The organism is Vibrio sp. R11-SG3-ISO3-SZ, assembly GCF_059834345.1.
Genome location: NZ_JCBDGX010000097.1, coordinates 1 through 11,530, shown reverse-complemented (window position 1 = coordinate 11,530; position 11,530 = coordinate 1). Strand labels below are relative to the sequence as shown.

The following is an 11,530-nucleotide window of genomic DNA, read 5'->3' as shown; positions in this document are numbered from 1 at the left end:
TCCCTATTTGGCCAAGAGATGCCAAGAGAGAATGTCCTGTTTGAGCTGGTGGACACCATTCGCCACGCCAAAGACGACAACAGCATCAGCGGCCTAGTGCTCGCGCTGCGTGACATGCCGGAAACCAATCTCACGAAACTGCGTTACATCGCCAAAGCCTTGAATGAGTTTAAAGCATCGGGCAAGCCCATCTATGCGGTCGGGGACATCTACAACCAAAGCCAGTACTACCTCGCCAGCTACGCGGATAAGATTTATCTTGCCCCGGATGGCGCTGTGATGCTCAAAGGCTACAGCGCGTACTCGCTGTACTACAAAACCTTGCTTGAAAAGCTGGATGTCAGCACACACGTTTTCCGTGTCGGCAGCTATAAATCGGCTGTGGAACCGTTTCTGCGTGATGATATGTCCGATGAAGCGCGTGAATCCGCGTCACGTTGGCTCGGTCAACTGTGGGGCGCGTACGTTGACGATGTGGCGACCAACCGCCAAATCAGTGCAGAAAAACTCAATCCAGATATGGATAGCTTCCTAACACTGCTTGAGCAATACCAAGGTGATTTAGCGGCGCTCTCTAAAGGATTAGGCTTGGTGGATCAACTAGCGACACGCCAACAAGTGCGCAGCGAACTGATCGACGTGTTTGGCAGTGATGGTGACGATAGCTACAACTACATCACTTACTATGAATACTTACCGACCATGCGCATGCCGCTGAACCTTGCCCAAGATGATATTGCCGTCGTGGTGGCAAGCGGCGCGATCATGGACGGCTCACAGCCGCGTGGTACCGTCGGTGGCGACACCACTGCTGCCTTACTTCGTCAAGCGCGCAGCGATGACAAGGTGAAAGCGGTCGTGTTGCGCGTTGACAGCCCCGGAGGCAGCGCCTTCGCCTCAGAAGTAATTCGCAATGAAGTCGAAGCGCTACGCGCGGCGGGCAAGCCTGTGGTGGTGTCGATGTCGAGCCTAGCGGCCTCTGGCGGTTACTGGATATCAATGAGCGCCGACAGCATTGTGGCGCAGCCAACGACGCTCACCGGGTCAATTGGTATCTTCAGTGTTATCACGACATTTGAAAAAGGGCTCAACAAACTCGGCATTTATACCGATGGCGTTGGCACATCACCCTTTTCTGATGTCGGTGTGACCACCGGTTTGTCAGACGGCGCCTCGCAAGCCATTCAGATGGGTATCAAGCATGGCTACCATCGCTTTGTCGGCTTGGTCAGCGACGCTCGAGATATTCCGCGCAAAGATATGGACGCGCTGGCACAAGGTCGCGTTTGGACGGGTCAAGACGCCCTAAACCTAGGCCTTATCGACAAAATTGGTGATTTTGACGATGCGATTGCACTCGCGGCTGAGCTTGCTAACGTCGAGGACTACAACATTTACTGGGTTGAAGAGCCACTCTCTCCAGCGCAGCAGTTCTTGCAAGAGCTTATCAACCAAGTGGAAGTGCGCGTTGGCTTAGACGTAAGCGCGCTGCTACCCGCCTCACTCTCTCCCGTGATTCATCAATTGAGTAGTGATGCCGACCTATTGCAAAGCTTCAATGATCCTAAAGGTCACTATGCGTTTTGCTTGAACTGCCAAGTGCAATAGGACAAGCACTCCTCTGACCTAGGGCATGACAGCGCCACTCACGCTGCCATGCCCTTTTTTCTGCGAGTAATTAATATATAATCGCGCACACTTCCCTACATACGGTTTCTGAGTCATGGCTAGAAAACATATCTACATCGCCTACACAGGCGGAACAATTGGCATGAAAAAGTCACATGATCACGGTTACGTGCCGGTGGCTGGATTTATGGAAAAACAGCTCGCAAGTATGCCGGAGTTCCACCGCCCAGAAATGCCTGAATACACCATTCACGAATACGACCCGCTGATTGATTCGTCCGACATGACCCCGGCCGACTGGCAACAAATTGCTGACGACATCCGTGATAACTACGACAAGTACGACGGCTTTGTCATTCTTCACGGCACCGACACCATGGCGTACACCGCCTCCGCGCTCTCTTTCATGCTGGAGAACTTAGGTAAACCCGTGATTGTGACAGGCTCACAAATTCCACTGGCAGAACTGCGCTCTGACGGCCAAGCGAATTTGCTCAATGCCCTGCACATCGCTGCCAATTACCCCATCAACGAAGTGACGCTGTTTTTTAACAACAAACTGATGCGCGGTAACCGAAGCACAAAATCTCATGCCGACGGCTTTAATGCTTTTACATCACCCAACTTACCTCCTCTGTTGGAAGCAGGTATTAATATTCAAGTGAGCAAAGATGTCACGGTAGGCCAAATGCCGAGTGGCGAGTTTAAAGTGCATGATATTACCCCTCAGCCGATTGGCGTCATTACCATGTACCCTGGCATCTCGCATGAAGTCATTCGCAACACCCTGCTACAACCTGTGAATGCGATGATTCTGCTGACTTTTGGTGTTGGCAACGCGCCGCAAAACCCACAGCTTCTGGCTCATCTTCAAGAGGCGTCTGAACGTGGTGTGATCGTCGTGAACTTAACCCAGTGTTTGGCGGGTAAAGTCAACATGGGCGGTTACGCAACAGGCTGCGCCTTGGCTGAAGCAGGCGTGATCAGCGGTTTTGATATGACGCGCGAAGCGGCGCTAGCCAAACTGCATTATTTGCTCAGCCAAAACCTCTCTTACGACGAGGTAAAAGTGCAAATGCAACAGGTGCTGCGCGGCGAGATGACGCTCTAGTCCGATGTGACTCAAATCAAATCATAAAAAAGGGGCTGATGTTCAACATCAGCCCCTAGCTATGTCAACGATGATGACACCGATAGGTCATTAACCGATGTGCGTCGCGCCGCCCATGTAAGGTTGCAGCACGGCAGGAATCTCAATACGGCCATCAGCTTGCTGGTTGTTCTCAAGAATCGCCACCATAGTACGACCCACTGCGAGGCCAGAGCCATTAAGTGTGTGGACCAACTCAGGCTTCTTCTCGCCTTTACGACGGAAACGCGCCTGCATACGACGAGCTTGGAAGTCCCACATGTTTGAACAAGATGAAATCTCACGGTAGGTCTGCTGCGCCGGTACCCAGACTTCCAAATCGTAAGTCTTACGCGCACCAAAGCCCATGTCACCGGTACATAGCACTACTTTACGGTAAGGAAGTTCAAGCAGTTGCAGGACTTTCTCAGCATGACCCGTTAGCTCTTCCAATGCATCCATTGAATCTTCTGGTTTGGTGATTTGAACCAGCTCAACTTTGTCAAATTGGTGCATACGAATCAAACCACGCGTATCACGACCGTACGATCCCGCTTCAGAGCGGAAACAAGGGGTGTGAGCCGTCATCTTTAGAGGCAAATCCGCTTCATCAGAGATGGTGTCACGCACCATGTTGGTCACTGGCACTTCTGCCGTAGGAATCAATGAAAGACGACGTAGCTCTTCGTCGCTGGCTTTCTCTTCAAGCGGCTCGGTATGGAACAAGTCTTTACCAAACTTAGGTAGTTGTCCTGTGCCAAACAAGCTGTCAGAGTTAACAAGGTACGGCACGTACATTTCCGTGTAGCCGTGCTGCTCGGTATGCAAGTCCAGCATGAACTGTGCGATCGCACGGTGAAGGCGAGCAAACTGGCCTTTCATGACAATAAAGCGCGCGCCGGTGATCTTGGTGGCGCTAGCAAAATCAAGACCGCCTGCAATCTCACCTAAATCGACATGATCTTTCACTTCGAAGTCGTAAGTTTTAGGTTCACCCCAACGTGAGATTTCCACGTTGTCGTTTTCGTCTTTACCGTCTGGCACATCCTCTGCTGGCAAGTTAGGCACAGATAACGTAATGTCATCGAGCTTCGCCATAATCACGTCCAGTTCCGCTTTTTTCGCGTCAAGATCGCTACCAAGAGAACCGATTTGCTTTTTGATCTCTTCTGCGCCGGCTTTGTCACCTTTCGCCATCAATTGACCGATCTGCTTGGAGATGGAGTTACGAGTGGATTGTAAATTTTCAACTTCGACTTGAATCGACTTGCGTTGCTCTTCAAGTGTACGGATTGTCTCAACGTCAAGGTTAAAGCCTCGGCGCGCTAGTTTTGCAGCTGTGTCATCCAGCTCTGTACGAAGTAATTTAGAATCCAGCATTGTTAACCCTATGCTTATCAATAATGTGCTTTAAGAATGTGCGTTTCTGATTTTGGCCTGCCACTGTGGTGCTTGACCAAAACCACAACCGAATAAATGTATCTAAAATAGGCGCTTATTCATAGCGCTTTTGTGGGCTTTTTGCGTCTAAACTAGCCAAGTAATCTAACTTTTCGCCAATTTTCGTTTCTAAGCCACGATTGGTCGGCTGATAGTATCGCGTTTCACTCATTTCTGGTGGCAAGTAGCGCTCGCCTGCGGCGTAAGCACCTGGCTCATCATGCGCGTATCGATACTCAGCGCCGTAACCCAAGTCTTTCATCAAGCTAGTGGGCGCGTTGCGTAAATGGACAGGCACTTCGTACTCAGGCAGGTTGTGTGCATCGGCCAAAGCTTGTTTCCAGGCACTATAAACCGCGTTGCTCTTTGGTGCACATGCGAGGTAAACCACCGCTTGCGCGATCGCCCGCTCACCTTCGGCCGGCCCGACTCTGGTAAAGCAATCCCAAGCCGATAGCGCCACTTGCATGGCTCTTGGATCCGCATTACCAATATCTTCCGACGCAATCGCCAACAGGCGTCTCGCGATATAAAGAGGATCGCACCCTGCGGCAATCATTCTCGCCGACCAATAGAGCGCAGCGTCGGGGTTAGACCCACGGATGGATTTATGCACCGCAGAAATCAGGTCGTACCATATATCGCCTTTGTTATCAAAACGGGAGACTTTTTCACCTGCGACTTCGGCAAGCAGCGGTAAGGTAATGGCTTTGCGCCCCTGCGCATCATCTTGAGCCATGTCGTACAACAGCTCGAGATAATTGAGTGACATTCGTGCATCACCATTCACTAGCTCAGAGAGACGCTCAAGCACACCTTCGCCAAAGTCCGCATCAATATGGCCGAGTCCGCGCTCGGTATCGTTAATCGCTTGATCCAGCGCTTGGCGGATTTCCGCTTGAGAAAGCGAAGTCAGTTTGTACACGCGAGCTCGTGATAACAGCGCGTTATTAAGCTCAAACGAAGGGTTTTCTGTCGTAGCACCAATAAATGTCACGGTGCCATCTTCAATATGTGGCAGAAAAGCGTCTTGTTGTGATTTGTTAAAACGGTGCACCTCATCCACAAATAGGATGGTGCGTCTACCTGTCAGTTTGTTTTCACGTGCTTTTTCAATCGCAGAGCGAATCTCTTTCACCCCAGAGGTAACGGCCGAGACTCGCTCCACTTCAGCATTGGCGTAATTCGCCGCCACTTCCGCTAAGGTGGTTTTACCGGTTCCAGGTGGCCCCCATAAAATCATAGAGTGAATGTGACCAGCCTCCAATGCACGGCGCAGCGGTTTACCCTCAGCGAGAATATGTTGCTGGCCGATGTATTGCTCCACCGTTTGCGGGCGCATTCGAGCGGCAAGAGGACGAAAATCTTCGTCCCCTGAGAAGTCTAACGAGTAATTACTCACCATTAGTTCCTTTGATCGTCCACTTCCACACCCTCTGGGATTTGGAACGTGAACTTATCGGCCGACGGCTTGCCAAGGCGAATATCATCAAAGACAAAGTTGCTGGTTTGCCCATCTTGCTCCACCACGCTAAACCCTTTGACTGCACCTTTCGAGTTAATTTCTAAGCGAAACTGACCTTGGTTTGAATCGACAGCAGTTGGAATAAGGGTAAACTGGTCGCCCTCTTGACTGACACGATAGTTATCCCAATCACTGGCTCGATTGCGGGTAAGCAACACGAAAGGTGTCTGCTCCGTCGCCTGCTCTTGCGAATAAATGCTCACCTGCTCGATAAACGGGCTGTAGTACCACAAGCTCTCGCCGTCAGAGATCAATAAGTTCTCATCGGGTAGCGTCGTTTCCCAACGAAAGAGGCTGGGTCGCGAAATATCGACTGTCCCCTCACCTTGCATAACGACGTCGCCCTCTGGGCTGACCACTTTTTGACTGAAATTGGCACTGAAGCCTTCGGTTTTTTGTAGGCGCGCGTTGAGCTCATCTTTCGGCGCAGCAAGGACAGAACAACTCATCAAAAATAGAGCGGCTAATTTTTTCATTTAGGTTCCTTTTTTACACGTAGACCCAGTCTTTCGACCTACATCTCGGTATTTTGTTCTATTGACCACAGCACTGTTTGAATTTTCGGCCGCTTTCACACGGACAAGGATCGTTTCTACCGATCGATTTGTAAGGATTGACGCTTTGCGCTTTCGCTCCGACTAATTGCTCGTCGGCCGCTTGTGCCACTTCGATCAGCATCAGATCTAATTGGTCAACCAAATCCTCTAACGCTGGCGGCGTATCGATGCCCGCTTCACGCATTTGCTGTTGGGTTTGTTCTTGATCAATGGCCAGCATCATGGTGGTCAATAGTGCCTGTAACATGCGCTCCGTGCCATCGCTCAAGGTCAGGCCTTGCCACTGGGTTTCAATCGTCGGCCACAAGGTCATGAAGCCTTCTGCCACATCGGCCAGCTGCTCATCTCGCGGCTCAGCCAGTAACGCAAGCAGTGAGTAATCATTACGTTTGATCGCACTGTACTGCGCGGTGATATGTGACTCGATAAGATTCGCATCAACCTGATCAGACAAGATCTCACCCACCCACTGCAGCGGGGCAAGTGGCTTGGTCGCTAGGTTAGCGGCCAAGGTAAGTCCTTCAATAAACAAAGGCGATTCTTCACAGGTGGCGGGGTCAAGGATTAACAATTGATAGGTCATCTAGCTTCTTTTGGATTGGGAGAAACCGTCGCATTATACCCCTAGCTAGTGACAATCGAAAGCGAACCCACTAGAATCACGCCTCCCGCAAAGAGGTGAGTGTTATGCGCGTTGTTCTTGGCCCGATGGAGGGCGTCCTTGACCATTTAATGAGAGAAATTCTCACAGATATTAATGATTACGATCTGTGCGTCACCGAGTTTGTCCGTGTCGTGGACCAATTACTGCCAGAGCACGTTTTTCATCGTCTTTGTCCAGAATTACAACAAGGCTCTCAAACCAAATCAGGCGTGCCTGTTCATGTCCAACTGCTTGGTCAAGATCCGCATTGGATGGCGGAAAATGCCCTGCGCGCAGTGGAGTTAGGTGCAAGAGGGATTGACCTTAACTTTGGCTGCCCGGCCAAGCTTGTGAATAAAAGTAAAGGTGGCGCCGCCTTATTGCAGCATCCTGAATTGATTCACAATGTCGTCAAAGCATGCCGCGACGCAGTGGATCCGCGCGTTCCTGTCAGCGCCAAAATCCGTTTAGGTTGGGAGAACCCGGAAGATTGCTTCGAGATTGTTGACGCCATTCAATCGGCCAACGCCGATGAGCTCACTGTGCATGCGCGCACCAAAACGGGCGGCTACAAAGCGAGTGAAATTAAGTGGGAGTACATTGACCAGATTAGACAACGTTTTTCTATCCCACTGATCGCCAACGGCGAGATCTGGAACTATCAAGATGGCCAAGCGTGTATCGAGACGACTGGAGTCGACTCACTCATGGTTTGCCGAGGCGCCTTCAACGTGCCCAATCTTTGCAACGTGGTCAAACACAATCACGCCCCCATGCCGTGGGAAGACGTCGTCAAGCTGCTACTGGTCTATTCTCAGTATGAGATGAAAGGCGATAAAGGGCTCTACTACCCGAACCGCGTGAAGCAGTGGTTCTCCTATTTGCGTCAGCAATACCCACAAGCTGATGCGCTGTTTCGCGAAATTCGCACCTTCAACAAAGCTCAGCCTATCGTTGATCATATTGAGCGTTATCAAGCAACGCTGTTAGAAAATGCATCCTAGAGAAACACACTCTCTAGGATGCATGCCGTTAATTGAGCAGTAGACTGTCGTCGGCCAGTTCTTCGCCCCGTACTTTGGTGAACATCTCGAGCAAATCAGGCACTGTCATGCCCGCTCGTTGCTGACCTTGAACATCGAGTACAATTTCACCTTGGTGGAGCATCACGGTGCGATCTCCACACGCAAGTGCATCTTTCATCGAATGCGTTACCATCATGACGGTCAAGTTGAACTCGCTCACAATGGTTTTGGTCAAATCAATAATGAACGCGGCCATACGTGGGTCCAGCGCGGCGGTGTGCTCATCAAGCAAGAGTAACTTGCTGTCCGATAAAGTGGCCATCACCAAGCTGACTGCTTGCCGCTGCCCGCCAGACAAAAGACCAATGTTATCACCCAAACGGTCTTCCAACCCTAAGCCCAAAATGCTGATGCGCTCTTGAAACAGACGACGCCGTTTGCTCGACAAGGAGAGACTCCAACCGCGCTTTTTGCCTCGCATATAGGCCAGCGCCATGTTCTCTTCAATGGTGAGCTCACCACAAGTGCCTGCCAACGGATCTTGGAACACGCGCGCACATTGACTGGCGCGCTGGGAAACCGTTTGTCTTGTCACATCCAGTTCATCAATCACTACTTGTCCACCCACCATAGGTGTTTCACCGGTGACGGCACCAAGCAGCGTCGATTTACCCGCACCGTTTGAGCCGATCACGGTTAAAAACTGATGCTGAGGTACCTCAAGATCGACACCTCTTAGCGCGCGATTTTCCAAAATGGTCCCTGGGTTAAAGGTGACTTGAATATCTTTTAGCCGAATCATGCGACGCCTCCATTGCTATCGTTTTGCTTTGACGCCCGTGGTGCCTCGGCAGGACTAGGCTTTTTTGCCTTTATGTTGCCTTTCAACTTCGGTGCAATCAGTGCTAGCGCAACCAATACTGCTGTCACTAAGTTAAGATCAGAAGCTTGTAAACCGAACATGCCAGAGCTGAGCGCAAAGGCGACAGCCAAACGGTAGAGCACAGAGCCGACGATCACCGCGACCACCGCGACCCAAATTCGTCGACCCGGGATCAAAGTTTGACCAAGAATCACCGCCGCGAGACCGACAACGATCGTTCCGACCCCGGAGGTCACGTCGGCAAAGCTATTGGTCTGCGCAAACAAGGCCCCCGCGAAACCCACGAATCCATTGGATAGAGCAAGGCCAAAATAGGTGTAAAAGGAGGTGCTTGCACCTTGTGCTGAGACCATGCGCGCATTGACACCCGTCGCTCTCAGCCCTAAACCGAAATCACTGTTGAGCAGTCGAATGACGAACCATGCAGATAACAGAACCAACACGCCCACTAACAGCGGTCGAACCAACATGGGATCGCCCATCGTTTCGAACGGTGTCAGAATGGTATCTTCACCCAACAACGCCATGTTAGGGCGACCCATGATGCGAATATTGATCGAAAATGCGGCGATCATGGTGAGTATCGACGCCAACAGATGCAAGATGCCACAGCGCACGGCAAGAAAGGCCGTGACCCACCCTGTCATCGCTCCGGCAACAATAGCCATAAAGGTTGCAACCCAAGGGTTAATGCCCGCAACTATCGCAGTCGCCGCCACGGCGGCTCCCATAGGAAAGCTACCATCAACACTTAGGTCAGGAAAATCAAGTACACGAAAGGTAAGGTACACGCCAAGTGCCACAAGGCCGTAGATCAATCCAATCTCAAGTGCACCAAAAAAAGCGAAAGCAGACATAAAAACTCCCTTTTCTGCTAATACTCTCCGTTTTTCAGGTGAGAGGTGAGGGAGAACGCGCCTCCCTCGTCAGTGAATTACTTCACGCTTGTCGCTCGTTCAATCACGGCGCTAGGAATCGTGACGCCGAGTTTATCAGCCGCCGTTTTGTTAACCACGAGATCAGAGCCTTTCGCCACTTTGACATCCAATGTCCCTGGCTCAGCGCCTTCTAGAATCGCGGCGACATAATCGGCAGTTTGCACGCCGACTTGGTAGTAATCAAAGCCCAAGCTTGCAATCGCACCTTTTTCTACATAGGAAGTTGCTCCGCCTAACACGGGTGTTTTCGCTTGGTTTGCCGCCACGATCATACCTTCGATCGCGCTGGCAACGGTGTTATCGGTCGGTGCGTAAATTACGTCAGATTTGGCCGCAATGGCTTGTGTCGCTGACTGAACGTCCGCACTTTTCAGCGCCGTCGCTTCGACCACCGTTAGGCCTTTTTCCGCAGCGGCCTCTTTTAACAGCTCGACTAACGTCACCGCATTGGCTTCACCTGGGTTAAACACCACACCAATAGACTTGGCTTCAGGTAAGATCTCTTGGATAAGCTCAACATGCTGCTTGACAGGCGAGAGGTCGGAAAGACCGGTGACATTCTTGCCCGGTTGTTCCAGTTGCTTAACCAGTTTCGCGCCCACTGGATCCGTGACCGCCGTAAATACCACTGGAATGTTACGCGTTGCCGACACCAAGGCTTGCGCCGTCGGCGTTGCAATGCCTACCAATACATCTGGGTTTTCACCAACAAACTGACGAGCGATCTGAACGGCAATCGCTGGGTTACCTTGTGCGGTTTTATAATCGAATTCTAGGTTTTCGCCCTGTTTGTACCCTTTCGCTGCCAAACCATCTAATAGACCTTGACGAGTCGCATCAAGCGCTGGGTGTTCAACGATCTGTGAAACGGCAACCGTAGCAGTTTTCGCTGCAATAGAGGTTGCATTAAGAAGCGCCGCACTGGCCAGTACTGCGGTGGCAAAGATTTTACCTGCTTTCATCTTAACTCCTTGATATAAGCAATAACGATGTTGTGTTTGTAATTAATGAGGGTGTGCTTGTAATAGTTATACCCATGCTTCATGTATGAGCATGGTATTCATTATTACCAACAAGGTGATGAAAAAGGAAGCAACTTTTAACAGTGCAGTAACAAAAAAGAGAGGCGGGTAGACTTCAGTCACGACTGACGTTCAGCATGGATTAAAATGTTGCGCGGCGTGGTTTCTCTCGAACAAAATTCGCCTACGTAGACACGGTATCCGTTCTGCTCTAGGTAGAGCGCTTTGTCCATCACTAGCCACAGTTCAAGCACACGGCGAAAAACTTGCTGACAAAGACTCAATCGCTCCATCTGCCAATAACGCCTCATCCCCTGCTGTTCATAGTCAGCAAAGTCAACGCTCGGTAATTCTATCCCCTTTTGTTGACATGCCCAGTGACAAAACGACTCAAAGCCTTCGGATAACTGTGATTTTTTTACACTGGGGATCGGCTCATAGTGACGATAATCCAACGCTTGACGAAACAGACAATCGAGACCTAATCGATACCTCATTTCCAGTTGGCGATGGCGTTTGACTCGCTCGCCGCCAGTCACGGTTTCTTGTAGCGGGATCCGCAGTTCTTGCTGGGTTAATCCAAGGCTTGATGCCTTTCCTTGAGCCGAGAGAGCTTGATAGGTCTCACCTTCGATTAAATGATAACAGCAAGGTGATAAGGTTATAGCGGGCAGCTTTGCGGCAATGGACTTGTGCATGAGTGAAACGTGTAAATCACCACACGCGTGAAGCGCCACCG

At 50.8% G+C, this 11,530-nt stretch carries 11 protein-coding genes; 3 read left to right on the top strand and 8 right to left on the bottom strand.

Going from position 1 to position 11,530, the window contains the following annotated elements; all coding sequences use genetic code 11:
• Positions 1-1,608, top strand: a 1,608-nt coding sequence (sppA, locus tag AC6R1O_RS12705) for a signal peptide peptidase SppA (protein WP_500657145.1), incomplete at its 5' end; no start/stop codon positions are given.
• A 115-nt stretch (positions 1,609-1,723) separates the two neighbouring features.
• Positions 1,724-2,740 (top strand): asparaginase, encoded by a 1,017-nt coding sequence (gene ansA, locus AC6R1O_RS12700; protein WP_334552553.1) that lies wholly within the window; start codon positions 1,724-1,726, stop codon positions 2,738-2,740.
• A gap of 90 nt (positions 2,741-2,830) precedes the next feature.
• Here ansA and serS read toward each other — a convergent pair whose 3' ends face one another.
• The 4 genes from serS to AC6R1O_RS12680 form a co-directional block, all read right to left on the bottom strand.
• Positions 2,831-4,138: a serine--tRNA ligase gene (serS, locus tag AC6R1O_RS12695; RefSeq protein WP_334552554.1), complete on the bottom strand. Its 1,308-nt coding sequence runs from the start codon at positions 4,136-4,138 to the stop codon at positions 2,831-2,833.
• 115 nt (positions 4,139-4,253) lie between these two features.
• The gene (locus AC6R1O_RS12690; protein ID WP_500632690.1) at positions 4,254-5,600 is read right to left on the bottom strand and encodes a replication-associated recombination protein A; all 1,347 of its coding nucleotides are present in this window, start codon (positions 5,598-5,600) and stop codon (positions 4,254-4,256) included.
• 2 nt (positions 5,601-5,602) lie between these two features.
• Positions 5,603-6,199 (bottom strand): outer membrane lipoprotein periplasmic chaperone LolA, encoded by a 597-nt coding sequence (lolA, locus tag AC6R1O_RS12685; RefSeq protein WP_334552555.1) that lies wholly within the window; start codon positions 6,197-6,199, stop codon positions 5,603-5,605.
• A gap of 58 nt (positions 6,200-6,257) precedes the next feature.
• A complete protein-coding gene (locus AC6R1O_RS12680; protein WP_500630319.1) occupies positions 6,258-6,863 on the bottom strand; it encodes an SEC-C metal-binding domain-containing protein in 606 nt (201 codons plus the stop codon).
• Between the two features lie 104 nt (positions 6,864-6,967).
• Between AC6R1O_RS12680 and dusC the strand changes: the two genes are divergently transcribed.
• On the top strand, positions 6,968-7,927 hold the full coding sequence (gene dusC, locus AC6R1O_RS12675) for a tRNA dihydrouridine(16) synthase DusC (protein WP_500632687.1): 960 nt from the start codon (positions 6,968-6,970) through the stop codon (positions 7,925-7,927).
• 28 nt (positions 7,928-7,955) lie between these two features.
• Here the strand turns inward: dusC and AC6R1O_RS12670 are convergent, their stop codons facing one another.
• The 4 genes from AC6R1O_RS12670 to AC6R1O_RS12655 form a co-directional block, all read right to left on the bottom strand.
• The gene (locus AC6R1O_RS12670) at positions 7,956-8,750 is read right to left on the bottom strand and encodes an ABC transporter ATP-binding protein (RefSeq protein WP_334552559.1); all 795 of its coding nucleotides are present in this window, start codon (positions 8,748-8,750) and stop codon (positions 7,956-7,958) included.
• Positions 8,747-9,688 (bottom strand): ABC transporter permease, encoded by a 942-nt coding sequence (locus AC6R1O_RS12665; RefSeq protein ID WP_334552560.1) that lies wholly within the window; start codon positions 9,686-9,688, stop codon positions 8,747-8,749. Before AC6R1O_RS12665 ends, AC6R1O_RS12670 begins: the two co-directional genes overlap by 4 nt.
• A gap of 77 nt (positions 9,689-9,765) precedes the next feature.
• Positions 9,766-10,731: an ABC transporter substrate-binding protein gene (locus AC6R1O_RS12660; RefSeq protein WP_334552561.1), complete on the bottom strand. Its 966-nt coding sequence runs from the start codon at positions 10,729-10,731 to the stop codon at positions 9,766-9,768.
• Positions 10,732-10,910: 179 nt separating this feature from the next.
• On the bottom strand, positions 10,911-11,530 hold a 620-nt coding region (locus tag AC6R1O_RS12655; protein WP_500657144.1), incomplete at its 5' end, for a methyltransferase.

Bases quoted from the DNA above. Each gene is read 5' to 3' on its own strand.
- serS (WP_334552554.1), bottom strand. From the start codon at position 4,138: ATGCTGGATTCTAAATTACTTCGTACAGAGCTGGATGACACAGCTGCA.
- AC6R1O_RS12680 (WP_500630319.1), bottom strand. From the start codon at position 6,863: ATGACCTATCAATTGTTAATCCTTGACCCCGCCACCTGTGAAGAATCG.
- AC6R1O_RS12660 (WP_334552561.1), bottom strand. From the start codon at position 10,731: ATGAAAGCAGGTAAAATCTTTGCCACCGCAGTACTGGCCAGTGCGGCG.
- AC6R1O_RS12665 (WP_334552560.1), bottom strand. From the start codon at position 9,688: ATGTCTGCTTTCGCTTTTTTTGGTGCACTTGAGATTGGATTGATCTAC.
- AC6R1O_RS12670 (WP_334552559.1), bottom strand. From the start codon at position 8,750: ATGATTCGGCTAAAAGATATTCAAGTCACCTTTAACCCAGGGACCATT.
- dusC (WP_500632687.1), top strand. From the start codon at position 6,968: ATGCGCGTTGTTCTTGGCCCGATGGAGGGCGTCCTTGACCATTTAATG.
- lolA (WP_334552555.1), bottom strand. From the start codon at position 6,199: ATGAAAAAATTAGCCGCTCTATTTTTGATGAGTTGTTCTGTCCTTGCT.
- ansA (WP_334552553.1), top strand. From the start codon at position 1,724: ATGGCTAGAAAACATATCTACATCGCCTACACAGGCGGAACAATTGGC.